This window comes from Phenylobacterium sp., from assembly GCF_020402505.1.
Taxonomy (GTDB): Bacteria; Pseudomonadota; Alphaproteobacteria; order Caulobacterales; family Caulobacteraceae; genus Phenylobacterium.
In genome coordinates, this window is the sequence record NZ_JADBZL010000027.1 from 1 (window position 1) to 26,937 (window position 26,937).

Genomic DNA, 26,937 nt, shown 5'->3' on the forward strand with positions numbered 1-26,937 from the left:
CATTGGCTTGCCGGATCACGAGGAATCCAAGCGCCCGCAGGACAGCCTTCATGATGCTTCGCATCCCGATGTTGTCGTCGATGACAAGGACCACCAGATCCCGGCTCAGGGGAACCATGCGCCACCCAAGGTTTCTTTCGTCACCGGGACTCTAGACGCAGCAGGTTGCAAGAAGGTTACGCGCGCGGCGCATCGAACCTCGACGTCAGCGCGTTGTTAGTGCATGACCCTTCGCGCTTTGGTTGCCAGTTCGAGGACCCGCCATGACGGATTCGCCTCCCCTCCAGGACCTCCAGAAGACCCTCGGCCAACAGAGGCTGGTGACCTTCGAGCCGGGCCGGGCCGCCATCGAGTATCTGGCGGGCGCGCATATGTGCCATTCCGGCGGGGTCGTGCAGGGCGGTTTCATCTGCGGCTGGATCGATGCGGCCATGGCCCACGCCGCCATGGCGGGCGGCGGCGACATGACGCCGATGTCTCTCGAACTCAAGGTCAGTTTCTTCGCCCCCGCCCGCCCGGGCCTGGTCCTCGCCGAAGCCTGGATCGAGCGCGCCGGCAAGTCCACCTGCTTCGCCGAGGGCAGGCTCCTCAACGCCGCCGGCGAGGTCCTGGCCAAGGCCACCTCGACGATCCGACTGATCCCCCGCGCAAAGGTCGAGGCCGGTTCACGGGCGGCGGCGGGCTGACACTCGGTCAGGGTGTGCCCCAGGCGCCACTGAAACAGAACCGTCACCGGACTGTCGTCCGACAGCCATGAATCCTCGCCAAAGGAAGAGTCCGACCGCTGTCACGCGGCCCGGATTCCCCCGGAAGGATGAATGGCATGAAACTCCCGACCCCTTCGGCGGCGCTCCGCCTCGCCCTCCTTTGCAGCACCGCCCTGGCGGCGCCGTTGGCGGCCCAGGCCCAGGAGAGCCGATCTGGAACGGTCAGCGAGCTCGTGATCACCGCTTCGCGGCCGATCGCGGAGTCCGAAGCCGCCGCTCTTCGCACCCAGAAACTTTCCGACTCCCTGGTGGCCGTGGCCGCCTCGGACAGCGTTGGCCGCCTGCCGGACCAGAATATCGCCCAGGCCGCCAGCCGCCTGCCCGGCGTGGCCGTCGAGCGCGACCAGGGCCAGGCCCGCTATGTGAGCCTGCGCGGCGCCCCGAACTACTGGACCACCCTCAGCTTCGACGGGATCAACGTGGTCAGCCCCGAGGGTCGCGACGCCCGGTTCGACTCCGTCCCCTCGGCCATCGCCTCGCAGATCATCGTGTCCAAGGCGGTGACGCCGGACATGCCGGGCGAGACCGTCTCCGGCAATGTCAACATCATCACCCGCTCCGCCTTCGACTATCCGGGCCTGAAGCTCGGCGCCAAGGCGGGCTACGGCGTCGCCGAACTTGGCGACAAGCCCCAGTACGAGGCCTATGGCGTCGCCTCCAACCGGTATGACCTGGGTGACGGCGAGGTCGGCTTCGTATTCTCCGCCTCCTATTTCCAGCGGGACATGGTGACCGACAACTTCGAGACCGACTTTGAGCGGGTCTCGCAGGACCAGCGCCCGGGGAACCTGACCCGCTTCTGGGCGCATGAGGCTGAGAACAAGCTCTACAGGCTGACCCGAAAGAACTGGTCGGTCTCAGGCCGGGGCGACTGGCGCCAGGGCGACAATCAGATCTCCTTCCGGTCGATCTACACGACCTTCACGGACGACGAGATGCGGGACAACTACCGCTTCGACCTCGATGATCGCCAGTCGGACCTGGCGCCCTTGGCCGATGCCTGCGCCGCGACCACCAACCCGACCCCGACCAACACCGGCTATGCGGATGTCTGTATCGGGAACACCCCGCTGAAGGGAACCGTCTACGGGATCGACATCCGCCAGCGCTCGACCCTGCGCGCCTTCGAGCAGTCGATCTTCACCAACACCCTGGAGGGCCAGCACGGATTTGACGGCGGGTGGACCTTGAACTGGCTGGCCAATTATACCGAGTCCACGGATGATCGCGGGGTTGTCGGGGATGCCAGCTGGGACAGCCCTAGCACACGTACCCTTCGTCCGACGGTGGCATACGATTTCACCGATCCCAATCGGTCCCGGCTGCTGCTGTCGACGACGCTGCAGCTGTCCAGCCCCACCCGCTACCAGGCCGGGACGCCAGTGAAGGCGATCGACACCTTCACCAAGCCCCTCACAGCGCTCACCGTCCTGGACGCCGTAGACACCACCACGGCCTACACCGGCCGGGTCTGGGTCGCAAAGGAAGCCGAGTTCCTCGGTGGCGAAGCCACCTTCCGGGTGGGGCTGCAATACGATCAGCGCACCAAGGTGGCGGATGAGAAAAACCTGGTGGTGAACCAGGCCGCCCAGTTCACCGCTATCGGTATCCCGACCGACTACAACGCCTTCTCGCTGGACCAGGCCTTCCTCGGCAAAATCCCGATGGACTACACCTTCCGCTATTTTGATGCGGACAAGATGCGCGCAGCCGCTGGCGCCGCGCGCAAGGCCTACACCTTCAACCCGGTCACCGGGAATAACTTCGAGGTCCGCGAGCAGGCCCTAGCCGGCTACGCCATGGGCACGGTGAAGTGGGACTGGGGCTCGGCCATCGGCGGCGTCCGGGTCGAGAACCTGAAGAATCGCGGGACCGCGGTGGCGACGGTGGCCGGCGTGACGGGCCCGGTAACCGCCGAGTCCGACCGGACGCTCGTCTTCCCGAGCCTCCATGTGAACGTGAACCTGGACGAGTCCAAGAAGCTGCGCCTGTCGTACAACAGCGGCGCAGCCCGGGCCGACTATGATCAGCTGCGCCCCAACGTCACAGTGAATGACGCCAACCAGACCATCTCAGGCGGCAATCCTGCAGTCCGCCCCGAACTGGCCAGCGGCTTTGACGCCTATCTGGAATGGTATGTCGAACCGCAGGGCTACCTGATGGCCGGCGTCTTCTTCAAACGGGTGGAAGACGTCCTCTACCGCCAGACCCGGACCTTCGGCTCAGATGCGCTGAACAGCAACGGGATCGACCGCTCGGGCTACATCTTCTCGGGGATCACCAATGGCGGGGACGGGCGCCTTGTGGGTCTGGAGCTGGCCGCACAGTTCCAGCTTGAACCCTGGGTGGAGAGTCTGGGCGTCCCGGACTGGATGGGCGGTTTCGGGGTCAGCGCCAACGCCACCTTCAACAACAGCAGGGTTCTGAAGCCGGCCATCGGCTCGATCCCGGTGCGCAAGCTGCGCCTGCCGGGGACCTCGGACGAGGTCTACAATGTCAGCGGCTATTACGAGAAGTACGGTCTGTCCCTGCGGCTCAGCTATCAGAAGCGCTCCGCCTGGCTGGATGGCTTTGCAGACGACCTGGCCGACGCCGGGGACACCTACTGGGATGCCGACGACGAACTGGACTTCTCGGCCCGGTACGAGGTGAACAAGAACGTCGAGGTCTATTTCGACGCGACGAACCTGCTCGACAATCCGGGCCGCCGCTTCGCCGAGCCTGGTAACCTGCTGACCGCCACCGGGGTCCCCACCGGCTTCACGGATATCTACACTATCGAGTACGAGCGGTTCGGCCGTCGCTTCGCCGGCGGGGTGCGGGTGACCTTCTGATGCGGGCTTTCATCACAACAGGCATGGGTCTCGTTCTCGCCTGTGCGCTGTCCTGGCCGGCGGGGGCCCAGACTGTCTCCGTCCCCGCCCGCGGCCAGACCACACCGGTGGGCACTGTCGCGGACGACGCCGCCGACGACCCCGCCATCTGGCGTGATCGGCGCAATCCGGAGAAGAGCCTTATCGTCGGCACCGACAAGAAGGCGGGGCTCTACGTCTACCGCCTGTCCGGCGAGAGCGTGCACTTCACTCCGGCCGGCCGGGTGAACAATGTCGACCTCCTGGACCTCGGTTCCAGGGGCGTCCTGGTGGTCGCCTCCGACCGGAACGACCCCGCTCAGGCCCGGCTCAAGCTTTATCGCCTGGACACCCGCCGGGGCGCCCTCATTCCGCTCGGGGAAACGGGAGGCGGCGCCGGGGAGGCCTATGGCGTCTGCCTGGCCGTCCTCGCGCGCGAGATTCACGCCTTCTCCGTGCTCAAGGACGGGCAGATCGTGCAGGTCCGCCTTGACCTGACGAAGGCCGGCGCCTCCGGGACGCTCGTCAGGACCCTGCAGGTCCCTTCGCAGGCCGAGGGGTGCGTCGTCGATCCCCGCACCGGGACCCTCTATGTCGGCGAGGAAGCGGCCGGGGTCTGGACCTTTGACGCACGACCCCGCGGCCCGACGGAAGGCCGCCTCGTCGTCCGGGTCGACAACGTCCAGCTCACGGCCGATGTCGAGGGCCTGGCCCTCATGCCAAGGGGCCGCACCGGCGGCTGGCTGGTGGTCTCCAGCCAGGGCGACAACGCCTATGCCCTTTATCGCCTGCCAGACCTCGCGCCCGCCGGACGGTTCCGGATCTCTGGCGGACCGATTGGCGACACTGAGGAGACCGACGGAATCGCCCTGGCTTCCGGCCGGTTCAGCCGCATCTATCCCGACGGCCTCTTTGTCGCACAGGATGGAAACAACGCGCCGGACGCCCAGAACTTCAAGCTGGCCTCCTGGGCGGAGATCCTGAAGGCGGTCAGGGCCGCTGCACCCTGACGCCCTGTGCGCGTTCAGCCCCCAGGCGACGCAGCGAGGTCAGAAGGAACGCTTCACGGTCAGAGATACGTCTGGTCCCTCCTCCACGCGCGTGGCCTCGCGCCCTGTGACGGCTGAGCCGCGGGTGGGCGAGAAAAAGGTTCTGTCGGTCGTAAATCGGCGGCCAAGAGGGTTCAGAACGGTCAAGCTCACCTTGAGGTCCTGCCAGTAGGTGCTTTCCACGGTAAGGCGCACCTCAGGGTCCATGCCGAAGGCGCTGAACTCAGGGACGTAGTAGCTGACCCGCTTGTCTTCCCCGGACACCTTCGCACTCCAGGACAGCTTGCGTTCCGGCAGGTCCTGTCGGAGTTCGACGGAATAGGTCCACGGCGTAAAGTTCGTCAGCCTTCGTGAGCGACCTGTCAGCGGATCGTCGAAGTCAGACTCCCGCCATTCGCCGTTTGCGTCCAGACGCATACCCCGGGCGAGCCACGACAGGGAGGTGGAGGCTCCGATCCTGGCGCCCCAGACCCGGGCGCTCTTCGCATTCCCAACGCCAAAGTCGCCGCCGGGCAATATGATCGGCTCCAGAACATCTTCACGCCACTCGTGGAAAATGCCGGCGTTCAGCGCCAATCCCCCCTGTCCGCGCGCATCCAGGTCCAGGCTGGCGCGCGTCTCGGTCTGCGGCCGGAGTTGAGCGTTACCCCCCTGGGTGCGGTCGGCCCCGACCTCGGCGGAAGCCGCAAACGAGTCGAAATCCAACTGACCGACACTCCGGCGAACACCGGCGACGACGCTGAGATCGGGCGCCGGGCGCCAGGAGAGGGACACCTCAGGCTTCAGAAACTGAAGCCGCTGACGATTGCGGGCGTCGCCGCTCACAGAGATTTCCGACCACTCCGAAGCCACCTTTGCATCCAGCGTCCAGCGTGGAGAGACATCGTAAGCAAGGTTAAGGAACGCCTCCGTACGGTATTCATCCACGACAACATCGGCGGCCGGAAGGGATATCGGGATCAACGTCCCCGCAGAGTCACGGGTGGTTAAGGACAGCTTCGAGTCCAACCTGTTGAAGGCCGCCTCGCCCCCGAACTCTTGGCGCAGGCGACCTTCGCCCGCCGATACCGTCGCGCGGCCGACCCACTCGATCATATTCCGCCGAGAGATTGAGAGGGTCTCGGAAGTTCGGGTTCCAAGTGGCCTCTCGATCCGACTTCCACTGTCGGAATCCTCCTGCCTCCAACTGACCAGACTGAGCACCTTGAAGGTCGCTGCGTCTGCAAGCCGCCTTGTCCACTCTGCGCCAAACTCGGCGTTCAAGCTCCGGTCGTCGAAAAAGACTCCCTGAAGCTGATCGACCGACCCCGCCGGAAGGCGTCCAATGAAGCCGCTCCGAGCGAAACGCACGTCGACGTCATACCCGTCCAACCGACCATTCACCACGAATTCGCCGCCGAGCGCTTCGCGCCGCGCATCTCCCGAAAGCATTAGCTGCACGCCGTTCACGTCGCGAGTCATCTGTTCGAAGAGCTTCAATTCAACCGCCGGCCCGGTCCGCCGGCGCGTTCCATCCGCGGGATCGCTCCAGGGGCGAAACTGAATGCTCCCGGATGCGCGCCAGTCGGCGATCGGCCCGGAAAGGCTGGCGTTCACGGTCGGGCGCAGCGCCTCGTCCCGAGTGCGCGTGAGGGATGCACTCCAGGAGCCTGAGACAGCGGTTTCCCGCAGGATCAGGTCCACGACGACGCTCTGTCCGGAGGCCTCGCTGGTGGTGGGGTTGGTGACGAGATCGATCCTCACGACGGCTGAGGCCGGGATCCTCGACAGCGCTTCTCGCGGACCTCCAGACTTCGAACCGGGGCGCGCGCCGTTGATCAGGACGTTTCCGCCCGTATCGCCGAAACCGCGCCGGGTCTCTCCCTCATTGAGGGTGAAGCCCGGGACCCTTCCGACCATGTCGAGCGCCGTACTCGGGGCGAAGTCAGCAAAGAACTCCCGAGCGTAGCTCTTCACCTGCATCGGCTCGGATGCCAGAGCCAGAATGGGCGTCGCCGAAGCAAGAGCCATCGCCGCGACAGCCAGGGGGATGCCCGCGCGCAACCTCATGAGCGAGCGCCAGCAAACAGCTCGGCGAACGGAACTCGCCGTGCGAAACCGGAAACCGCTATTTTCATCATGACTTGTCCGAACCCTGTTCTGGAAACTCCCCCCGGCTCCGTCGCAGTTGACGGAAGGGATGAAGACCAGATGCGCGCGAACGGGTTCGAGCGGGTTGCGCGACGATTGCGTAATGATTGCGTCAGCGCAGGAGAGGCAACCGGATCTCGACGATGGCTCCGCCTTCGGCGCCTCGCCTGAGGTTCAAGACGCCGCCATAGGCCGTAACCGTCGCCTGGACGATCGAGAGGCCCAGCCCCGAACCTCCCGTTTGCCTGGACCGGGACTCATCACCCCGGGCGAAGGGTTCAGCAAGGGCGCGGGGGTCGCCCGGCGGCCAGCCCGGGCCATGATCGGTGCACCTGAGAACCGCGTCGGCTCCGTCTGCAAACACCTTGATGGTCGCCGGCGCCCCAGGCGCATAGCGGATCAGATTCCGGAGGATATTCAGCAGGGCGCGACGCAGGCGCCCTGGGTCGGCCTCGACAAAGACGCTCTCTCCTGAGTCCAGGGCCAACGAAACGCCGCTGGCCTCCAACTCCGGACGCAGGGAGTCGACGCTGTCCTTCGCCAGCGCACAGAGGTCGACCCTCTCCCGCTTGCCCGTCCCGGCCTGGCGCGCATCCGCGAGCGCGTTCACATCCGAGACCAGAAGATCGATCCAGCCGATCTGTTCGACGAGTCCGTCGCAGAAGGCGTCGTCCGCCGTAAAGAGGCCTTCCTTGAGGCCCGCCAGGCGACCTCGCAGGATGGTGAGGGGCGTACGGATGTCGTGAGCGAGCGCCGCGCTCCGAAGTCGCAGGTCATCGTCCGCCGAGCGCAGGGCGGCGGTCATCGCCACAAAATCCTCATTGAGGGCGGCGACCTCCGACGTGGCGGCCGAAGAGAGCTGGGGCGGCCTGCGATCGCCATTCGCGACCCGGCGCACCGCCTCAGCCAGAATCTCGAGAGGGCGTGTGAGGCGACCGGCGAGACCCCAGGCGACCAGTCCCATGACGACGGCGGCCCCGAGCACCACAAGCAGGACCACAAGGTCGTAGCTCAGCCGCCAGGTGTGGAAGCCCAGAGAGTCTCGGAAGTCCATGAAGGCCGCAGAACACCGCCCCGCAATGTGCTCGAGTTGATCCAGCGCCAGCCTGTCCCGCGGCGAAAGGCTCGCTTCGAACAGGAAGTCCCTCATGGAGAAGACCGCACCGGGAAGCACCTGGGCGGCAACCGCTCCGACGATAGCGCTGAAGATGGTGACCGAGGCGATCTGGAACTTCAGCGACAGGGTCTTCATTGAAACACCTCGAGCCGGTAGCCCTCGCTGCGTACGCTGACCAGACGCAGGTTCCCCAGCACCTCAAGCTTCTGGCGAAGCCGGCTGATGTGCGGATTCACGGACTTGTCGAAGGCTTCGCCATCCATAGCGGAATCCACCAGTTGTCCTCGCGACACCAGGCGACCTGCCCGCTCGGCCAGCACCCTCAGGATCCGAAACTCGGTGGGCGTCAGTTCCAGCAGGGTTTCGCCCACCGAGGCGACATGGCGGTCAAGATCGACCTGCAGGTCGCCCAGGGTGACAATCCTTGACGGCTCCAGCAGGTTCTTTCGCCGTAGCACCGCCTTGGCGCGCGCGATCAGCTCCAGCGGGTTGAAGGGCTTGACCAGGTAGTCGTCACAACCCAGCCGGAAACCCGTGAGCTTATCGACATCCTCTCCCAGGGCGCTGAGAATGATCACCGGCGGCCCACCGCGCGCGCGCAGCTCCGCAAGGACCGCATAGCCATCGCGCTTCGGAAGCTTCAGGTCGAGCACGATCAGCTGGGGTCGCCAATAGGCCGCCGCCGAGAGCGCGTCATCGCCATCCCTTGCGATCAGCCGCAGGGCGTTCTCGCGCCCGAGAAAGACATCAACGATATCGGCGATGGCCGGTTCGTCCTCCACAATCAGGACCCGAACTCCATCCAGTTCACTTTCCATCCTGGCGCGACCTTGTGCCTGATTGCCCCGTTCTAAGCAGCCACAATACCCGCTTAAGGTTGCCGTTCGATTGCGCCGCGCACAGAGTTGGTCCTTGCTCGTCCACCTTGAGACGTCACCCCTGGACCGGGGGCCGGACGGCGAGGAAGCTCGTCTGGGCTGCTGGTTTTGGCCGCACCGTCTCGGGAAGGACTGGAGCGGGCGAGGGGAATCGAACCCCTGACATCAAGCTTGGGAAGCTTGCGTTCTACCTCTGAACTACGCCCGCGCGCCTTGTCTCCTTACAGCCCGGGAGGGCGGGGCTCAAGGCCGCGGCTTTCCCCAGGGCGCGTCGGCCTGTAGGAAGCAGGAGACATCTGACGGCGGGTCCTATGCGCATTCTGGTCATCTTCGCTCATTACTTCGCCGCCGAGGCCAAGCCCCGGCACGCCTCGACGGACGGCAGCCGCCAGGCTGACCGTAAGGCGGCGGTGGAGGGCGCCATCCGCAGCTGGCGGGCGCACTTCGGCCCCAGCGCCATGCTCGACGTGGGCGCCCGGGCCTTCCATATGGGGCCCAGGTCTGAGGACACGGTGGACATCGTGGTCACCACCACCGGCGAGAAGCACCTGATGACGCCGGACTTCTGCACAGCCATGGGCGTCAAGGTGGCCAAGCACAACCTCGACGACCCGCGCATGCTGGGCTTTACCGCCCAGGGCCTCTTCGCCGCCTGGCGCAACCTCTACGACCTGTTCGTCTTCAGCGAGGACGACCTGAAGATCAACGACCCGACGTTCGTCGACAAGCTCGTCTGGTTCAACCGCACCTTCGGGGCGCGGCGGGTGCTCATGCCCAACAGGGTTGAGCTGAACCCTGCCGGTCATGCGCCCAAGACCTATATCGACGGGGACCTGGCGCCGGCGGTCTCGGACCGCTTGAAGGCCCATGTCGCCGACGAGGAGACCCTCTATGGCTCCCCCTTCGGCCGCAACGGCGTCTTCCAGCGAGCGCGCAACCCGCATTCCGGGTTCTACGCCCTGACCCGAGACCAGCTGTCCTACTGGATGAGCCAGCCCCACTGGATGGACCGCGACTGCAGCTTCGTCTCCGCCCTGGAGAGCGCAGCCACCCTGGGAATCGCCAAGACCTTCTCGATCTACAAGCCCTTCGGCGCGTCCTCCGGATTCCTGGAGATCGAGCATCTCGACGACCGTTTCTCGACCATGAAGCTGCCGGTCCGCGAACGGCTCTGACGCCCCGGGCCCCGCTAGCTCCAGGGGCGGAAATGCTTGGAGAGCTTCAGCCCCTGCTTTTGGTAGTGCCCCCCGCCCTCGCCATAGAGTCGGGAGGGGCGTTCGGTCAGGGGTTCGTAGACCAGGCGAGCCACCGTCTGGCCATGCTCCAAAAGGAAGGGCGTCTCGTGGCTGCGCACCTCCAGCACACCCCGGGAGCCCGCAGCCCCCGCCTCGGCGGCGCCGAACCCCGGGTCAAAGAATCCGGCGTAGTGCACCCGGAACTCGCCCACCGAGGGATCGATGGGGGTCATCTCGGCCGCCTGCAGGACGGGGATCTCCACCGCCTCGCGTGAGGCCAGGATGTAGAACTCGCCGGGGTCCAGCAGCAGCTCCCCGCGACGCGGCGCAAGAGGCTCCCAGAAGTCCCGGGGGTCGTGGCCGCCGACCCGGTCCATGTCGACGACGCCCGCGTGGCGGCGGGCGCGGAAGCCGGCGACGGCCTCGCTTTCCAGGTCGACCCCGACGCTGACCGTGGCGAGGCGCGGGGGCTCGCCCCGCTTCAGGCGCAGCTGGTTCAGCCGGGTGCCGGTGCGCACCAGGACCGAGAAGGTCTGGGGGGCGATCTCGATGAAGGCCGGGCCCCGATAGCCTTCGGCCACGTCGTCGAAGGCCGGTTGGTGGTCGGTGAGGAGGCGCACGAAGACGTCAAGCCGGCCGGTGGAGCTCTTGGGATTGGCCCGCGCCGAGACGCCTGCGGGAAGGGCCAGAGCTTCCTGCAGCTCGGCGATATAGACACAGCCCCGTTCGAGGACGGCGCCGGCGGACAGGTCGATCTCGTGCATGACCACGGCAGCCAGGCGGTCGGCGACGGTGCGGCCAGGCCGGGGCAGGAAAGAGGCCCGCACTCGCCAGGCGCGCAGGCCCAGGCGGAGGTCAAGGCTGGCCGGCTGGACCTGATCGGGATCGAAAGGGCGGACGGCGGTGATCGCCTCCTGTGCGATCAGGGCCTCCAGGGTCTGGCAGGGCAGAATCCCCGCAGCGGAAGTGTCGGACATAGGGCGACACTCGCCGCCGGGGCGCCGAATGGCAAGGCCATCTGCACCTCCGCTTGACCTGCAGCGCCCAGCCCTGTTGAAGCAGGCTCCTGACACGGAGACCGACCATGACCCAGAGCCCGAAGGACTGGCGCCCCCAGACCCGACTGGTGCGCGGCGGCATGGCTCGCTCGCCCTATGGCGAGATCTCCGAGGCCCTCTATCTGACCCAAAGCTTCGCCTACGACAGCGCGGCGGCGGCGGATCAGCGTTTCTCTGGCGAGGACCCGGGCTTCATCTACCAGCGCTTCGGCAATCCGACGACGCAGATGTTCGAGGACCGGCTGGCCCTGCTGGAGGGCGCCGAGGTCTGCCGGGCGACGGCCTCGGGCATGTCGGCGGTGCATGTGGCCCTGCAGGGGCTGGTTCGGGCGGGCGACCACGTGGTGGCCGGCCGGGCCCTGTTCGGCTCCTGCCGCTGGATCCTGTCGCATTGGATGCCGCGCTTCGGCGTGGATGTGACCTTCGTCGACGCCACCGACCCGGCCGCCTGGGCCGCCGCCGTCCGCCCCAACACCCGCGCCTTCCTCGTCGAGAGCCCGGCCAATCCGCTGCTGGAGGTCACCCCGATCGCCGAGGTGGCCGCCCTCGCCCGCGCCGCCGGCGCCCGGCTGGTGGTGGACAACGTCTTCGCCACCCCCATCTTCCAGAAGCCCCTCGAGCTGGGGGCGGACATCGTCGTCTATTCGGCGACCAAGCATATCGATGGTCAGGGCCGAGTGCTGGGCGGCGCCATCCTGGGCGGCGCCGAGCTGATGGGAGAGGCCTACCGTGACATCCTGCGGCACACTGGGCCCGCCCTGTCGCCCTTTAACTCCTGGGTCTTGCTGAAAGGCCTGGAAACCCTGGACCTGCGCGTGCGGCGCCAGTCGGACAACGCCGGCAAGGTCACCGAGACCCTGGCCAGCCATCCGGCGGTCAGCCGGGTGGTCTTCCCCGGCCGGAAGGATCACCCTCAGGCCAACCTGATCGCTAGCCAGATGACGGGGCCAGGCAATGTCGTGGCCTTCGACCTGGGAACGCGGGAGCGCGCCTGGGCCTTCCTGGACGCCCTGGGGATCGTCGATATCTCGAACAACCTGGGCGACGCCAAGTCCATGGCCACGCACCCTAGCACCACGACCCATCGCTCCATGTCGGAGTCCGAACGGCTGGAGATCGGCCTCACGGAGGGCTGGGTGCGGATGAGCGTGGGCCTGGAGGACGCCGAGGACCTGGCCGAAGACGTCGCCCAGGCCCTCGACAGGGTCTGACCCTGCGGCGTCAGAAGATCCCGTAGCCGCCGTCGATCAGGAAGCTGTCGCCGGTGTGGAAGGCCGAGGCGTCGGAGGCCAGGTAGACGGCGATGCCGCCGAAGTCCGCCGGCTGGCCCCAGCGGCGCACGGGCACGCGGCGGATCACCGCGTCGTTGAACTTGTCATTGCCCTGGGCGCCAGCCGTCATGTCGGTGGCGATCCAGCCGGGCAGGATGGCGTTGGCGCGGACGCCGTAGCGCGCGTGTTCCACGGCGATGGCCCGGATCATGGAGATCACCGCCCCCTTGGTGGCGGCGTAGGCCTCGTTGCGCGGGGCCCCGTCGTAGGCGGACAGGGAGGAGATCACCACCAGGGAACCGCCCGCCTTGTCGCCGCCCTCGGCCCGGGCGACCATGTGTTTGCAGGCCTCGCGGAATGTGAAGAAGACCCCGTCCAGGTTGACCGCCAGCACCCTGCGGTAGGTCTCCGTGGGGAAGTCGGCGAAGGAAGAGGCGCCGCCGCCGATGCCGGCGTTGGCGACCACGGTGTCGATCCGGCCCATCTGGCGGACCGCCTCGGCCATACCCTCGCGCACCGCGGTCTCGTCGGACACGTCCACCACCTGGGTCAGGACCCGGACGCCGGCGTCCTTCAGGGTCTCGGCGGCGGCGGCGTTCTTCTTGCCGTTGGAGCCCCAGATGACCACGTCCGCCCCGGCCTGGGCCAGGGCCTCGACCATGCCGAAGCCGATCCCGCCATTTCCACCGGTGACCAGGGCCACCTTTCCTGTCAGATCAAAAGGCCGATAGGCCATGGGTCATCCTCCCGTTGTTGTGTCCGGAATGAAGGGCCGCAAGGCGGCGGCGGGCGTCAAGCCGGATCAACGGTCAAGCGCGGGAAATTCGAGGTGGATGACGTCATTGCGAGAGGCTCGCAGCCTTCCCGGGCCCTGGTCGGAGCGGCCGACGGCGTCGGGAAGGCCGCATGGGATCGAACAGTCAGAGAGGCGGAAGGGTTCATGCAGGTCCCCCTTCCGCCCCAAGTCGTGGCTCAAGCGCTAGCCAGGAAGACCCGGCTGGCTCACCCGGCCTGCACCAGAGATGTTCTGTTCCAGACGGGCCGGTCTCCGGGTCAGTTCGATCTCGCCGATACCGGAGACATCGATCCTCGCCGAGGACTTCGGCCCGAGGGTCGCCTTGCCGGCTCCTGACAGGTCCACCTCAGCTTCTTCCACCTCGAGTGCGGTGAGGTCGGCCGCGCCAGTCCCCGAGATGTCGAGCACCACCCGGCGGGTCTTTCCGGCTGCCGTGACCCTGCCGGCCCCGCCCAGATCGATCTCAAGGGTATCCTGGTCGTAGCCGGTGATCTTGAGATCCTGAACGCCGTCGAGTTCAAAACGCCTGACCGCGGGCGCTTCCACGGTCACCTTGAGGGCGCCGCCTTTCCAGCGGTGGCCATCAAACTCGATCTTGCCGTTCCGGACCGAGACCTTGTCGAGTACGGCCGCAGGACCTTCGAGGCTGATGCGCCCCGCGGGTCCCTGGATGTAGTTGACCTCGGCGAAGGCGTCGATCTCCAGGGTGTCGGCGCCATTCCAGGGCATCTGGCGGGTTGTGCTCGGTCCCGGATCACCGAGGAAAATCTCGTTGTCGTCCGAGGCGATATGGATGTCCGCCTCCTTGGCGAACTGGGTGACCCTGTCCTTCAGTCCAGCGGCCCCGCCGGCGAGCGCAAGGGCTCCGGCCAGGGAACCGATGCAGAGGACGAAGCCGGCGGCGGCGATGAGGGCGAGTGTGCGGATCACGAGCGGACCTCCTGAGCTTCAAGGGCGGGTTTCAGAAGCTTCAGGTGCAGGCGGCCATACCAGACAAGGGCATTGACCAGGCCCACAGTCACGAGCGCCGTCAGCGCGCCGACCGACACGGAACCGGCCATGACGCCCAGTCCCGCAAGCATGGCGGCGCCAATGTCACGAACAGCCCCGGCCAGCGGACCGAGGACAAAGACGAAGGCGCCGGCGCCAAAGCCCACCACCGAGGTAATGGCGAACCCGAGGATCACGCCGAGGACTGGAAGAAGGATCGGCAGGATGATCAGGACATCGATCGCACCGAGACCTAGCAACCCGAAGATGGCCGTGGCGGCCGAGGACGGATTCCGCTCCGTCTCCCAGCGCTTCAGTCCCGCCTCGGCCTTGAGTTCACGAGCCAGCCGGCCCGGATCGCCCAGTCCGGCCATCACGTCGGCCTCGCTTCGGCCGGCGGCGACGCCTTCATCGAAGTGGGCGGCGTAGTCGGCCACATAGTCGTCGATCGTTTCCGGCGGCAGGCCGGCGAGACCGGTCCTCAACCGGCCCAGGAAGAGCTCACGGCTCATTTTTCATCTCCAAGGATTTCGCCGACTGCGACGGAGAAGGACACCCACTCCGCCTTCTGGGCGGCGAGGCTGTTCCGACCCGCGGGGGTCAGCCTGTAGTATTTGCGGGGAGGACCGGAAGAGCTTTCGACCAGGTAGGTGTCGACCAGTCCATCGGACTGCATCCGGCGCATGAGCGGGTAGATCGTGCCTTCGCCCATGTCGATCGCCGCCGCGAGGCGGGCAGCGATGTCATAGGCGTAGGCGTCGGCGCGGGAGAGCAGGGCCAGGACGCAGAGCTCCAGGACCCCTCTCTTCAGCTGAACCTGTACGGCTTCGGGCAAGACAGACGCCTCCTTCTTCTGAGGAGATGTCTATCGCAAGGTATCTGTCAGTGCAAGGTACCTTTTTCGAAAAGGTACCTTGCCTCGTCAGGTTGCGGTCCAGCCTCCGTCGACGGACAGGGCCGCCCCCGTAGCGGAGGCGCCGACGTCCGAGGCCAGGTAGAGCAGCAGGCCGGCAAGGTGCTCGTACTCGACGAACTTCTTGGTGGGCTGGGCGGCGAGGATGACGTCCTCCATCACCCGATCCTCGGGGATGCCCCTCGTCTTGGCCTGATCGACGATCTGGGCCTCGATGAGCGGCGTCTTCACATAGCCGGGGCAGATGGCGTTGGCGGTGATGCCCGTACGCGCCAGTTCGACGGCCAGGCCCTTGGTGAAACCCACCACCCCGAACTTGGCCGCCACGTAGGGCGCCTTGAAGGGCGAGGCCACCAGTCCGTGGGCCGAGGCGATGTTGATGATCCGCCCCCTGCCCTGGGCCTTCATCACCGGGATGGCGGCCCGGCTGGCGTGGAAGGTCGAGGACAGGATGACGGCGATCAGGGCGTCCCATTTCTCTTCCGGGAACTCGTCCACCGGCGCGACATGCTGAATGCCGGCGTTATTGACCAGGATGTCCAGCCGCCCGAACTCACGCACGGCGTAAGCGATCAGGTCCTTGATCTCCTCCGGCTTGGTCATGTCGGCGGGATGGTAGCGGACGGCGGCGTTGGTCCGGGCCTGCAGGGCCTGACGCTCGGCCTCGATCTTCGCCGGATCGCCCAGGCCGTTGAGCACGACGTTGACCCCCTGCTCGGCCAGAGCCGTGGCGAGGGCCTGGCCAATGCCGCTGGTGGATCCGGTAACGACCGCCACATGACCTTCAAGCTTGTAGTCGACGGCCATGGGCCTACTCCTTGTCGGCGCCGACGGGCGCGGGTTGCGGCCGGGAGAACACCCAGACGTCGGCCGAGGATTCCGCGGCCAGGTAACGATAGCCGTCGCGGTCGAAGGCCCTCAGATCGTCCGCCCGCTCGATCCGGTTGTCGATGGCGAAACGCGCCAGGGCGCCCCTCGCCCGCTTGGCGAAGAAGCTGATGATCTTGGCGCGGCCGTCCTTCTCCTCCAGGAACCGGACCTCCACGACCCGGGCGCGCAGGGCCTTGCGGTCCACGGCCGAGGCGTATTCCTGGGAGGCGGCGTTGACCACGACCGGGTCGGGGCGGCCCTCGAGGTCGGCGGCCAGGGCCTTGCCGATGCGGTCGCCCCAGAAGGCGTAGAGGGTCTTTCCGCGGCGGGTCTGCAGGGGTGAACCCATCTCAAGCCGATAGGGCTGGATGCCGTCGAGGGGCTTCAGGACTCCGTAGAGGCCCGAGAGGATACGGACATGGTCCTGGGCCCAGGCGAGGGCGTCGGGTTCAAGCTCGCGCGCTCTCAGGCCGGCGTAGACGTCGCCATTGAAGGCGAAAGCCGCCTGCAGGGCGCCGTCCGCGGCGGGGTCGAAGGCCTGGAAGCGTTCGCGGTTCAGCACCGCCAGCTTCTCGGAAAGGTCCATCAGGGCGCGGAGCTGGGCCACGGAGAGGCGGCGCGTGGACTCCGCGAGGCGGGCGGTCTCGGCTTCCAGGACCGGACGGGTCATGGGCGCCTGGACCGGGGGCGGCGAGAAGTCCATCGCCTTGGCGGGGGAAAGGAGGATCAGCATGGTGCGACTCTCAGAATAGCACGCGCGGGTTGAGGATGCGGCCCGGATCGAGGGTGGCGCGGATCGCTGACAGAAGGGCGATCTCGGCGGAGTCCTTCTGGCGGCGGGCCTCGTCGGCCTTCATGACGCCCAGACCATGCTCGGCCGAGACCGATCCGCCCAGGGCGATGGCGATGTCGTGGACCCGGGCCTGGCCCTCGGCGCGCCGAGCGAGGTGGGCCGCGTCGTCCCCGCCCTCGGCCCGCAGGACGTCGAAGTGGATGTTGCCGTCGCCAACGTGGCCAAAGGCGCTGATCCGGCAACCCGGGGCGAAGGCGGCCATGGCCTCACCCGCCAGCCGGATGAAGGCCGGGACCTGGCTCACCGGCACCGAGATGTCGTGTTTCCAGGTCGCCCCCTCAGGCTTCTGGGCGGCGGACTGATTCTCGCGGAGGGACCAGAAGGCCGCGGCCTGGGCTTCGCTGGCGGCGATGACGGCCTCCCCCGCTACGCCGTCTGAGCAGGCCTCTGCGAGGAGGTCCTCCATCAGGCGCGCGGCGGCGCCGGAGTCCGGGGAGGCCAGTTCAAGCAGAACCCGCCACGGCGGGCCGCCGGTCAGCGGGTCCCGCTGGCCGGGGACGTTGCGCAGGGCGAAGTCGACCCCCTGGCGGGCCATCAGTTCGAAGGCCTCGAGGCCGGCGTCGGCGACCCGGCGGGCGCGCGACAGGAGGTCCAGGGCCGCCTGCGGGCTCTCGACCGCCACCATGGCGACGGCGCGGCCCGCGGGCCGGGGGAAAAGTTTGACGCTGGCGGCCGTGATCACGCCGAGAGTGCCCTCCGCGCCGGACAGGAGCCCTCGCAGGTCGTAGCCGGTATTGTCCTTGCGCAGGCGCCTGAGGCCCCGCCAGACCTCTCCGCTGGGCAGCACCGCCTCAAGGCCGAGGACAAGGTCTCGGGCGGTCCCGAACCTCAGCACGGCGACGCCCCCGGCGTTGGTGGAGATGACCCCGCCGAGGGTGGCGCTGCCTTCCGAGGCGAGGCTGAGGGGAAAGCGGCGCCCCGCCGCCTCGGCGGCCGCCTGGACCTCGGCCAGGGTGACTCCGGCCTCTGCGACAAGAACGTCATCGACCGGATCGACATCCCGTATGGCGCGCATCCGGCGGGTGGAGAGCAGGATTTCGCCCTGGGGAATCTGGCCGCCGACAAGGCCGGTATTGCCGCCCTGGACGACCAGGGGGGCGCCCTCTGCGGCGCAGAGCCGGACAATGGCGGCGGTCTCCTCCGTCGAAGCCGGAGAAAGCATGAGGGGAGTGGAGCCGCTCCAGCGATCGCGCCACTCGACCAGCCACGGTGCGAGGATCTCCGGGTCGTCAGCCCAGCCCGCAGGGCCGACAAGGGCCTTGAGCCGGTCGAGAAAGGCGTCGGAGGGGGCGGAGATCATGGGAGGAAGGTAGGCGCTCGTCGTCCGGGAAGCCAGAGCGCCGCGTTCATCCGACCGCGCCGGCGGCTCTCCGGAGGCGGTCGTTGATGGCCTCGCCCAGGCCCTCGTGAGGGATGGGGGCGATGGCGATGCCCGCGGGCCGCCGGGCGTCCGCCTCACGCAGGAAGGCGAAGAGGTTCGCAGCCGCCTCGACGAGGTCGCCCGAGGGACTGAGATTGAGCACGCCAGCGTCGTCGGGTGCAGGGCCAAAGGCCAGATAGACCTCCCCCGACCGAAGGTCGCGGGCGTCCAGCCGGACCGGCGCCTCCGGGGCGTAGTGCCGGGTGAGCCGGCCAGGCGAGCGTCGGGCGTCGGCCTCCGCCTCCGCCAGGGGGCCCACCAGGGCCTCGACCTGGTCCCGCGTCACCCTTCCGGGGCGCAGGAGGCGCGGCGTGTCGAGGAGGGCCACGACGGTGGACTCCAGCCCCACCTCGCAGGGGCCGCCGTCGAGGGCGACAGCGGCGGCCGGACCGGTTTCCTCTAGGGCGGCGTCGAAGGTGGTGGGACTGGGCCGGCCGGACCGGTTGGCCGAGGGGGCGGCGACGGGGCCGCCGAAGGCCTCAAGCACCGCCCGGGCCAGGGGATGGGCCGGAACCCGCACCGCCACGGTGTCGAGGCCCGCCCGGGCGAGATCGCAAACCGCGCCGCCAGGCTGGACCGGCAGGACGAGGGTCAGGGGACCCGGCCAGAAGGCGGCGGCGAGGATCTCCGCGTCAGGGCCGAAGACCGCGATGCGCCGGGCCGCGTCGATGTCGGCGACGTGGGCGATCAGGGGATTGAAGGCCGGTCGTCCCTTGGCGGCGTAGACCGAGGCCACGGCGCGCGGATTTCCGGCATCCGCGGCGAGGCCATAGACGGTCTCGGTGGGAAGGATGACCAGCCGGCCCTGACGAAGGGCGAGGGCCGCTGAAGCCGGTGATCCTTTCTGAGGCGCGCTCACGCCCCCTCCCCCGCCGTCAGGGCCAGGAGGGCGAAGCTGGCCAGCCAGTGCTCGCCCATATAGTCGCCCGCCACATGCGGCAGGCTGGCCTCGAGGTGAATCCGGGCGGCGGCGCGGGCGGCCTCCGCGACGGGATCCCCGGTTGCGAGGGCGGAGGCGATGCTCCGCCAGCACCAGGCCCGGGAAAGGTTCAGGCCGTCCAGGTGGGCGATCTTGCCATCGCTGCGGTCACTGACGCTGGCGGGGATGAAGAGGCTGGCGGGCGCGCCCTCGGCGGCCCGCGGCAGGAAGCTGGCGAACCAGGCGCGGAAGTCGTCGCGGGGGAGCACCCGGCGAAGGCACTCGGCCTCCATCAGGGCGGGCGACAGGAAGTCCTCGCCGGAGGGCTCCCAGGCCTGGCAGTCCCGGTCCCCGGCGTACCAGGACAGGGCCTTGCCCCGGAGTAGGTCGCCAAGTTCGCTGTCTCCGGCCGACGCGGCGTAGTCGAGGGCCAGGGCCAGGGCGAAGGCCGTAGAAGAATGCACCCCCGTGCGAACCGGGTAGGCGGCGAGGGGCAGGTGGGCCCGGAACCGGTCGGCGAAGTCGGCGGCCAGGGGGGCGAGGCGCGTCGCCCAGGGACCGTCGAGCCCGAGGAGTTCGGCCTGCAGCTTCAGGAGCCAGGCCCAGCCATAGGGCCGCTCGAAGCCCCGGGCCGTGGGCCGGCGCAGGAAGGCGCGCTCGCCCTCCACGGCGTCCTCCGTGAAGGCCTGGGCGAAGCGGGCGGCGATCTCGGCGGCGACAGGGTGGTCGGGGAAGCGGCGACGCACCGCCGCAAGGGTCCAGTAGCCGTGGACGCAGGAGTGCCAGTCGAAGCTGCCGAAGAAGATCGGGTGCAGGCGCTGCGGACTGGCAAGGTCTTCTTCGCCCGCCAGCACCTGGTCCAGCTTGTAGGGCCAGGGCCGGGTGACGTGCCCGAGGGCGATCCGGGCGAAGCCTGCGGCGATCTCAGGGGTGAGCCGGGAAGGCGAGGACATGCATCAGGACCGTGTTGACGAGCAGGAGGACCACCGCAGTCGGCGCCTGGGCCCGGATGACGGCGAAACGGTCGTCCAGGTCAAGGAGGGCGGCGGGGGCCAGGTTGAAATTCGCGGCCAGAGGCGTCAGCAGGGTGCCGCAGAAGCCCGACAGCATGCCGATGGCGCAGATGGCCGCAGGATCGCCTCCATAAAACTTGACCAGGATGGGCAGGGCCACGCCCGCCGTCATCACCGGGAAGGCGGCGAAGGCGTTGCCCATCAGTACGGTGAAGCCCGCCATGCCCAGGCAGTAGACCGCCACCGCCGCCAGCCGGGTGTCCAAGGGGAAGACCCGGGTCACCGTCTCGCCGACCACGGTCCCGACCCCGGCGAGGGCGAAGACGGCGCCCAGGGCCGCCAGCATCTGCGGCAGAAGGGCCATCCAGCCCACCGTGTCGGCGAGGCGCAGGCCCTCGGTCAGAGGCGAAAGGACGGGCTGCCGGAACATGCGCACGGACAGGCCGGCGACAAGGAGGGTGGCGAAGCCGAGGGCGACCAGTGTGGCCTGACCGGGATCGACCAGGGCGGCGGCGAGTGCGCCGCCGTGCCTCACCCCAAGGCTCCCGGCCAGAACGATGACGGGGATCATCAGAGCCGGCAGGAAGAGCCGCAGGCCGTAGGTGCGGGCGGAGGCCGCGCGCGCCTCCCCATCGCCGGCCGTCGTCCCGCTGCGCCCAAGACCGAAGGCGGCGGCCAACGCCATCACCAGGACAAGCACGCCGTTGCCAAGATCGCCCAGATGGTCGCCCGCGAGGAAGGAAAGGGCGAACAGCCCCCAGAAGAGGGCGTTGCGCCGTCGGCGCGGATTGGCGGCGTCGCGCAGACTCATCACCGCGAAGCCGGCGAAGACGAGGCCCGCCAGGGCGTAGACCTGGGAGAGACCGATCACGGGCGCGTCCCCCGGCGGCCGAACAGGAGGATGCGCGCGCCGTGGACAAGGAAGGCGGCTATGGCGGTCGGGATGGCCCAGACCGACAGGTGGAGGGGCTCCACCGTGATCCCGTTCTGCTCGAGGAAGCCGACCATCAGGAGGATGGAGCCGATGGCCAGGAAGATGTCCTCGCCGAAGAAGAGCCCGATGTTGTCGGTCCCGGCGGCGAAGGCCCGAACCCTCTGGGTCTCGGCGGCATCCAGGGCGGCTTCGCCCGTCTCGGCGGCCCGGGCGGCCTCGGCCATGGGGGCGATGATCGGTCGGATGGTCTGGGTCTGGCCGGCGATGGAGGTCAGGCCGAGGGCCGCCGTCACCTGGCGGAACAGCAGGTAGGCCAGAATCAGCCGCGCGAAGGTGACCGACCTCAGGCGGGAGATGAGGCCGCGAGCGGCCTCATGCAGGCCGGACCGCTCCAACACGCCGATCACCGGCAGGATCAGCCAGGCGGCGCTGACATATCGGTTCTCGTTGAAGGCCTTGCCGAAAGCCGCCAGCACCTCAACCGGAGACAGCCCCGCCGCCAGGCCGGTGGCGAGGGCCGAGGCCAGGACGACCAGAAGCGGGTTCAGCCCGACAGCGAAGCCCGCCACCACGAGAAGCACGCCCAGAAGCACCAGCATGGTCGGATTCCCTTCCCTCCGGCCCAGTCTAGACCCGAGTCGCCGGCGGGGTCGCGGGGGTGTCTTGCGCCGGGCGGAGGCGGGTCTATTGATGGCCCCGGACACAACGGGAGGCCGCCATGGCCACGGCGATTCTTCAGGCGCGGATGAGCTCCAGCCGCCTTCCCGGCAAGGTCCTCAAGCCCCTTCTCGGACAACCCATGATCCTGAGGCAGATCGAACGCCTGCGCCGCTGCCGCGAGTTGGAGCGGATCGTCGTGGCGACCAGCCAGGACGCCTCGGACGACATCCTCGCGGCGACCCTGGCCGAAGCGGCGGTGGAGGTTGTCCGCGGACCGCTCGACGACGTCCTCGGCCGGTTCGTTCAGGCTGCGGACGCGCTGGGGCTTCATGGGGACCTTGTGCGGCTGACCGCCGACTGCCCCCTCGCCGATCCCGGGGTTATCGACGCCTGCGTGGTCCTGCGGCGGGAGGGGGGCTTCGACTACGCCTCGAACGGACAGGTCCGCACCTATCCCCGGGGCCTGGACGTGGAGGTCTTCACGGCGGACGTCCTGAGACGGGCGGGCCGGGAGGCGACCTCCGCCCATGACCGCGAGCATGTCACGCCGTGGATCTACGGCCCCGGGTCGCCCTTCCGACGGAGCGACCTCGTCCGGGAACCGGACCTGAGCGCGTTCCGATGGACGGTAGACCTTCCGGCGGACTTCGACTTCGTGGAGCGGGTCTATGCGGCGCTCTACCCCGCCAACCCGGCCTTCAGCTCGGACGACGTCCTCGCCCTGCCCTTTTCCCGGCGGGAAGCCGACGCCTGAAGCGGCTCAGCCCGGCGGGTCGCCCTCGACCATGTCCCAGCCGAGGGGCTCGCCGAAGGGAATGTCCCGGGTCGCCCGGCGGCCGATGACAGCTTCCAGGTGCTTCGGCGGCAGGCCATGGCCGGGCCGGACCGAGCGCACGTTGTCCGCCGTGAAGGCTTCGCCCTTCCGGACCGGCGCGCTGACATAGAGTGAGCGGCGCATGCCGGCGTTGCCGGCCTCGGCGTCACCCGGACCATAGGCGACCCCGCCCAGGGCCTCCCAGGCGCCCCGGCAGCTCTGCACCAGCTCAGCCAGCTCATCCGGCTCCAGGGAGAAGGCGGAGTCGACGCCGCCCTCGGCGCGGCTCAGGGTGAAGTGCTTCTCGATGAAAACGGCGCCGAGGGCCACGGCGGCGACCGAGGCCGCTGTCCCAAGGGTGTGGTCGGACAGGCCCGTCATCACCCCGAACCGCTCGGCCATGTCCGGCAGGGTCACGAGGTTCATGCTGGACATCGGCGCTGGGTAGGCGCTGGTGCAGTGCAGGACGACGAGGTCCCTCGCCCCGGCGCCGCGGGCGGCCGCCACCGCTTCAGCGATCTCGGCCTCGGAGGCCATTCCCGTCGACATGACCAGGGGGCGACCCGTTGCCGCGCACCGGCGGACAAGGGGCAGGTCGACCAGCTCGAAGGATGCGATCTTGTACGCCGGGGCGTCCAGGCTCTCGAGGAGATCCACCGCCGTGAAGTCGAAGGGCGAGGAGAACAGGGTCACACCGCGGGACCGGGCGTGGGCGAACATGGGCGCATGCCAGTCCCAGGGCGTATGCGCCTCGGCGTAAAGCTCGTGCAGGCGCCGCCCGTCCCAGAGTCCGCCCTCGATGCGGAAGCCAGGGCCGTCATGGTCCAGGGTGATGGTATCGGCGGTGTAGGTCTGGATCTTGACCGCATCCGCGCCGGCGTCGGCCGCCGCCGAGATCAGGTCCAGGGCCCGACGCAGGTCTCCGTTGTGGTTCCCGGACATCTCGGCGACCACATAGGGGGGATGCCCCGGGCCGATGGGCCTGCCGGCGATGTGGGCCAGGGTCTGGCTCATGGGATCACCCCATCTCCTGCGTGCGATTCGCCCAGGGAATATGGGGCCGCAGACGGGCCGGGGCCAGCGAGTCAGGCGTCCGGCGTCTTCGATGGGGCGCCCTCGAAGCGGAAGGCGGCCCCGTCCCGGCGCACGTGGCCCGCGGTCGGCGCGGCGAAGTGGGTCCCGATCACCAGGATGGGTTGGTCGGCGGCCCCGTCGAAGACTTGCCGCCGCATCACTGCGGAGGCCTGCGGGTCGCTGTCGAAGGGCGGCGACCATTCCGGGTGCGCCATCTGGCAGGGGTGGTGGACCATGTCGCCGGTGATCAGGGCGGTCTCGCCGCCGGACTCGATCCGGACGCTGACATGGCCCGGCGTATGGCCGGGGGTGGGGACCAGCCGGACTTCGGGCGAGATCACGTGGTCCATCTCGACGAAGTCCACCAGGCCGGCCTCGAAGACCGGGCGGATGGAGTCCGACAGGATCGCCTGCTGCTCGTCATCTCCCTCGGCGCTCCAGTGGTCGTATTCCCGCCGGCCGATCAGGTAGCGGGCCTTGGGGAAGGTGGGGACCCAGCGGTCGCCCTGCCGCATCGTATTCCAGCCGACGTGATCGACGTGCAGGTGGGTGCAGACCACGGCGTCGACGCTGTCGCGGGTCCAGCCGGTCGCCTCGAAGGATTTCAGGAAGTCCGTGGACAGGGCCTGTCCGCCGACAAGGCTCCGCGGACGGTCGTTGCCGATGCAGGTGTCCACCACCAGCCGCAGACCGGGCGCCTCGACGAGGAGGGCGTGGATGGACAGGCGCAGGTGTCCCTCCGGTGTCACATAGTGCGGAAACAGCCAGGGGATTTCACGCAGCGCCTCCGGCGTCGCCTCGGCAAGGAAGGCCCGCCGGGGATTGTAGACGACCGGCATCTCCATCTCGACGACGCGGGTGACCGTCACCTCGCCGATCCGCCACCTGAGCATGACGCCCTCCCCTCCGGCCTGGCCTAGCGCAGGCCGGCGTTGATCTGGTCCAGAGCCGCCTGGCCGGGCACCAGGTCAGCGTCGGACAGGCTGTTCAGCGGCCGGTCGGTGGTGCCCAGGGCGCCATGCAGGTCGCCGGGCTCCGGGTCCACGTAGAGCAGTCCCGTGACAATCTCGCCCGCCGCCTGACGCTGGGCCAGGTAGGCCATGGCGGCGATCCGGTCCGTCGGGTCGTAGTGGTCCGACAGCTTGTGGAGGGACAGAACCGAGCCATCGTGCTGGGTGACAGAGATGGTCGTACCGGGCTCGTAGTCGACCTCGATGGGCTGGCGCTCGGCGATCACGTCCAGGCGGTTCACCGCCTCGTTGTGCTCGCGGACATAGTCGTAGCTCTTGGTCGAGCCGGCGTGGTTATTGAACTGTACGCAGGGGCTGAGGGTATCGATGAAGGCGGGGCCGGGGTGGCGCAGGGCGGCCTTGATCAGCGGCACCAGCTGGGCCTTGTCGCCGGAGAAGGAGCGCGCCACGAAGGTCGCGCCCAGCTGGAGGGCGAGGCTGACCATGTCGATGGCAGAGTCGTGGTTGACCACGCCGCGCTTGGACTTCGAACCCCGGTCCGAGGTGGCGGAGAACTGGCCCTTGGTCAGGCCGTACACCCCGTTGTTCTCGACAATGTAGGTCATGTTGACCCCGCGCCGGATGGCGTGGGCGAACTGGCCCAGACCGATGGAGGCCGAGTCCCCGTCGCCCGAGACGCCGAGGTAGATCAGCTCCCGGTTGGCCAGGTTGGCGCCGGTGAGGACCGAGGGCATGCGCCCGTGCACGGTGTTGAAGCCGTGCGAGTTGCCCAGGAAGTAGTCCGGCGTCTTGGACGAGCAGCCGATCCCGGACAGCTTGGCCACCCGGTGGGGCGGCAGGTCCAGCTCGTAGGCGGCCTGGATGATGGCCGCCGAGATCGAGTCGTGGCCGCAGCCGGCGCAGAGGGTCGAGACCGACCCTTCGTAGTCCCGTCGCAGGTAGCCCAGGCCGTTCGGGGCCAGGGCCGGGTGATGCAGCTTGGGCTTGGCGATGTAGGTCATTCGGCGGCCTCCCGGAGCGGGCGCGAGCCCGGCGGCTGGGTTGCATCCATCAGGCTGGTGATGGAGGAGACGATGAAGCGGGCGGTAATGGGCGTCCCATCGAAGTGAAGGACGGGTACGAGCCGGTTGGGGTCGCCGCCGTTCTCCGCCATCAGCAGGGTGCGCAGCTGGGCGTCGCGGTTCTGCTCGACCACGAAGATCCGGTCGTGGCTGGCGAGGAAGTCATCCACCTCGGAAGAGAAGGGGAAGGCGCGGATGCGCAAAGCGTCCAGCCGTCGGCCCTGTCGCTCGAAGAGGCCGAGGGCCTCGTGCATGGCCGGCCCCGTGGAGCCGTAGTAGATCACCCCGTCCCGGGTCGGCGCGCTGGCCGGGCGCAGCTCCGGCGCCGGGACCAGGGACTTGGCGGTCTCGAACTTGCGCAGCAGACGCTGGACGTTGTCGACGTAGACCGACCCCTCCTCGGAATACCGGGCGTAGGGGTTTCGCGACGTGCCGCGGGTGAAGTACCCGCCCCGGTTGGGATGGACGCCGGGATAGGTCCGATAGGGAATGCCATCGCCGTCGACGTCGAGGTAGCGGCCGAAGTCGCGGCCAGCCTCCAGTTCCTCGTAGGTCATGACCTTGCCGCGGTCCATCCGGCGGCTGTCGTCCCACTTGAAGGGCTCGGTCAGCCACTCGTTCATGCCCATGTCGAGGTCGAGCATGACAAAAACCGTGGTCTGCAGCCGGTCCGCGAGGTCGAAGGCCTGGGCCGCGAAGGTGAAGCATTCGCCGGGATCCATGGGCAGCAGCATGGGATGCTTGGTGTCCCCGTGGCTGGCGTAGGCGGCCCCGATGAGGTCCGCCTGCTGGGTCCGGGTCGGCATGCCGGTGGAAGGCCCACCCCGCTGGACGTCGAAGATGACCGCCGGAATCTCTGCGAAATAGGACAGGCCGATGAACTCGGTCATGAGCGAGACGCCGGGTCCCGAGGTGCAGGTGAAGGCCCGGGCGCCGTTCCACCCGGCGCCGATGACCACGCCGATGGAGGCGATCTCGTCCTCAGCCTGGACGATGGCGAAGTTGGCCTTGCCGGTCTGCGGGTCGACGCGCAGGTCCTGGCAGTAGCTGGTGAAAGCCTCCGCCAGCGAGGTGGAGGGCGTGATGGGATACCAGGCGCAGACCGTGGCCCCGCCGTAGACCGCGCCCAATCCGGCGGCCTGGTTGCCCTCGATGAAGATCCGGTCGCCGACGGCGTCGGCCCGGCGGACCTGGAGCCCCAGGGGGGCCATGTTGTCCCGCACCCAGTCGCGGCCCATGTGCAAGGCGTCGATATTGGCCTTGATGAGCTTCTCGCGGCCCTCGAACTGCTC

The 26,937-nt window shown here is 68.3% G+C and carries 25 protein-coding genes and 1 tRNA gene; 6 read left to right on the forward strand and 20 right to left on the reverse strand.

Translation table 11 applies throughout. From position 1 onward, the window contains the following. Positions 1–263 precede the first annotated feature (263 nt). From IM632_RS02450 to IM632_RS02460, 3 genes are all read left to right on the forward strand, one after another. A complete protein-coding gene (locus IM632_RS02450; protein ID WP_293515759.1) occupies positions 264–686 on the forward strand; it encodes a PaaI family thioesterase in 423 nt (140 codons plus the stop codon). A gap of 137 nt (positions 687–823) precedes the next feature. Next, a complete protein-coding gene (locus IM632_RS02455; RefSeq protein ID WP_296498052.1) occupies positions 824–3,601 on the forward strand; it encodes a TonB-dependent receptor in 2,778 nt (925 codons plus the stop codon). After that, positions 3,601–4,629, forward strand: a complete 1,029-nt coding sequence (locus IM632_RS02460) for a phytase (RefSeq protein WP_296479554.1) — start codon at positions 3,601–3,603, stop codon at positions 4,627–4,629. The genes IM632_RS02455 and IM632_RS02460 overlap by 1 nt, the downstream gene beginning before the upstream one ends. Before the next feature lie 39 nt (positions 4,630–4,668). Here the strand turns inward: IM632_RS02460 and IM632_RS02465 are convergent, their stop codons facing one another. From IM632_RS02465 to IM632_RS02480, 4 genes are all read right to left on the reverse strand, one after another. Beyond that, a complete protein-coding gene (locus IM632_RS02465; protein WP_366817249.1) occupies positions 4,669–6,717 on the reverse strand; it encodes a TonB-dependent receptor in 2,049 nt (682 codons plus the stop codon). Between the two features lie 193 nt (positions 6,718–6,910). Next, entirely contained in the window at positions 6,911–8,050 is a 1,140-nt protein-coding gene (locus IM632_RS02470) for a HAMP domain-containing sensor histidine kinase (protein ID WP_296479556.1), read from the reverse strand. Next, positions 8,047–8,733: a response regulator transcription factor gene (locus tag IM632_RS02475; RefSeq protein ID WP_293541067.1), complete on the reverse strand. Its 687-nt coding sequence runs from the start codon at positions 8,731–8,733 to the stop codon at positions 8,047–8,049. Before IM632_RS02475 ends, IM632_RS02470 begins: the two co-directional genes overlap by 4 nt. Before the next feature lie 193 nt (positions 8,734–8,926). Next, positions 8,927–9,001, reverse strand: a tRNA-Gly gene (locus tag IM632_RS02480). Between the two features lie 103 nt (positions 9,002–9,104). On the opposite strand from IM632_RS02480, the gene IM632_RS02485 reads away from it, so the two are divergent. Beyond that, positions 9,105–9,968 (forward strand): hypothetical protein, encoded by an 864-nt coding sequence (locus IM632_RS02485; RefSeq protein WP_296479557.1) that lies wholly within the window; start codon positions 9,105–9,107, stop codon positions 9,966–9,968. A gap of 14 nt (positions 9,969–9,982) precedes the next feature. On the opposite strand, the gene IM632_RS02490 is transcribed toward IM632_RS02485, so the two are convergent. Next, positions 9,983–11,005, reverse strand: coding sequence for a 2'-deoxycytidine 5'-triphosphate deaminase (locus IM632_RS02490; protein ID WP_296479558.1), 1,023 nt, complete (start codon positions 11,003–11,005; stop codon positions 9,983–9,985). 107 nt (positions 11,006–11,112) lie between these two features. Here IM632_RS02490 and metZ point away from each other — a divergent pair, with 107 nt between their 5' ends. After that, positions 11,113–12,297, forward strand: coding sequence for an O-succinylhomoserine sulfhydrylase (gene metZ, locus IM632_RS02495; protein WP_296479559.1), 1,185 nt, complete (start codon positions 11,113–11,115; stop codon positions 12,295–12,297). A gap of 10 nt (positions 12,298–12,307) precedes the next feature. On the opposite strand, the gene IM632_RS02500 is transcribed toward metZ, so the two are convergent. The 11 genes from IM632_RS02500 to IM632_RS02550 form a co-directional block, all read right to left on the reverse strand. Next, positions 12,308–13,093: an SDR family oxidoreductase gene (locus IM632_RS02500; RefSeq protein WP_296479560.1), complete on the reverse strand. Its 786-nt coding sequence runs from the start codon at positions 13,091–13,093 to the stop codon at positions 12,308–12,310. Between the two features lie 243 nt (positions 13,094–13,336). Then, positions 13,337–14,083 carry a DUF2807 domain-containing protein gene (locus tag IM632_RS02505; RefSeq protein WP_296479561.1) on the reverse strand — a complete coding sequence of 249 codons (747 nt, stop codon included), beginning with the start codon at positions 14,081–14,083 and terminating at the stop codon, positions 13,337–13,339. Beyond that, positions 14,080–14,655 carry a DUF1700 domain-containing protein gene (locus IM632_RS02510; RefSeq protein WP_293520995.1) on the reverse strand — a complete coding sequence of 192 codons (576 nt, stop codon included), beginning with the start codon at positions 14,653–14,655 and terminating at the stop codon, positions 14,080–14,082. The genes IM632_RS02505 and IM632_RS02510 overlap by 4 nt, the downstream gene beginning before the upstream one ends. After that, entirely contained in the window at positions 14,652–14,978 is a 327-nt protein-coding gene (locus IM632_RS02515; RefSeq protein WP_293513910.1) for a PadR family transcriptional regulator, read from the reverse strand. Before IM632_RS02515 ends, IM632_RS02510 begins: the two co-directional genes overlap by 4 nt. An 87-nt stretch (positions 14,979–15,065) precedes the next feature. After that, on the reverse strand, positions 15,066–15,863 hold the full coding sequence (locus IM632_RS02520) for a 3-hydroxybutyrate dehydrogenase (protein WP_296479562.1): 798 nt from the start codon (positions 15,861–15,863) through the stop codon (positions 15,066–15,068). A 4-nt stretch (positions 15,864–15,867) separates the two neighbouring features. Next, a complete protein-coding gene (yaaA, locus tag IM632_RS02525; RefSeq protein ID WP_296479563.1) occupies positions 15,868–16,659 on the reverse strand; it encodes a peroxide stress protein YaaA in 792 nt (263 codons plus the stop codon). 10 nt (positions 16,660–16,669) lie between these two features. Then, the gene (locus IM632_RS02530; protein WP_296498054.1) at positions 16,670–18,079 is read right to left on the reverse strand and encodes an FAD-binding oxidoreductase; all 1,410 of its coding nucleotides are present in this window, start codon (positions 18,077–18,079) and stop codon (positions 16,670–16,672) included. Between the two features lie 46 nt (positions 18,080–18,125). Then, entirely contained in the window at positions 18,126–19,058 is a 933-nt protein-coding gene (locus tag IM632_RS02535; RefSeq protein WP_296479689.1) for an L-threonylcarbamoyladenylate synthase, read from the reverse strand. Further along, complete coding sequence (locus tag IM632_RS02540; protein ID WP_296479690.1) at positions 19,055–20,071, reverse strand: DUF2891 domain-containing protein; 1,017 nt, start codon at positions 20,069–20,071, stop codon at positions 19,055–19,057. The genes IM632_RS02535 and IM632_RS02540 overlap by 4 nt, the downstream gene beginning before the upstream one ends. After that, a complete protein-coding gene (locus IM632_RS02545; RefSeq protein ID WP_296479691.1) occupies positions 20,043–21,002 on the reverse strand; it encodes a DUF979 domain-containing protein in 960 nt (319 codons plus the stop codon). The genes IM632_RS02540 and IM632_RS02545 overlap by 29 nt, the downstream gene beginning before the upstream one ends. Then, complete coding sequence (locus tag IM632_RS02550) at positions 20,999–21,664, reverse strand: DUF969 family protein (protein ID WP_296479692.1); 666 nt, start codon at positions 21,662–21,664, stop codon at positions 20,999–21,001. The genes IM632_RS02545 and IM632_RS02550 overlap by 4 nt, the downstream gene beginning before the upstream one ends. A gap of 119 nt (positions 21,665–21,783) precedes the next feature. Between IM632_RS02550 and IM632_RS02555 the strand changes: the two genes are divergently transcribed. Beyond that, positions 21,784–22,479, forward strand: coding sequence for a glycosyltransferase family protein (locus tag IM632_RS02555; RefSeq protein ID WP_296532318.1), 696 nt, complete (start codon positions 21,784–21,786; stop codon positions 22,477–22,479). 6 nt (positions 22,480–22,485) lie between these two features. Here IM632_RS02555 and pseI read toward each other — a convergent pair whose 3' ends face one another. The 4 genes from pseI to IM632_RS02575 all read right to left on the reverse strand — a co-directional run. Continuing rightward, positions 22,486–23,553, reverse strand: coding sequence for a pseudaminic acid synthase (pseI, locus tag IM632_RS02560; RefSeq protein ID WP_296479694.1), 1,068 nt, complete (start codon positions 23,551–23,553; stop codon positions 22,486–22,488). Between the two features lie 71 nt (positions 23,554–23,624). Next, positions 23,625–24,506, reverse strand: a complete 882-nt coding sequence (locus IM632_RS02565) for an MBL fold metallo-hydrolase (protein ID WP_296479695.1) — start codon at positions 24,504–24,506, stop codon at positions 23,625–23,627. Between the two features lie 23 nt (positions 24,507–24,529). Further along, complete coding sequence (locus IM632_RS02570) at positions 24,530–25,585, reverse strand: 2-oxoacid:ferredoxin oxidoreductase subunit beta (protein ID WP_296479696.1); 1,056 nt, start codon at positions 25,583–25,585, stop codon at positions 24,530–24,532. Next, a partial coding sequence (locus IM632_RS02575) for a 2-oxoacid:acceptor oxidoreductase subunit alpha (protein WP_296551977.1) occupies positions 25,582–26,937 on the reverse strand: 1,356 nt, incomplete at its 5' end. The genes IM632_RS02575 and IM632_RS02570, both read right to left, overlap by 4 nt.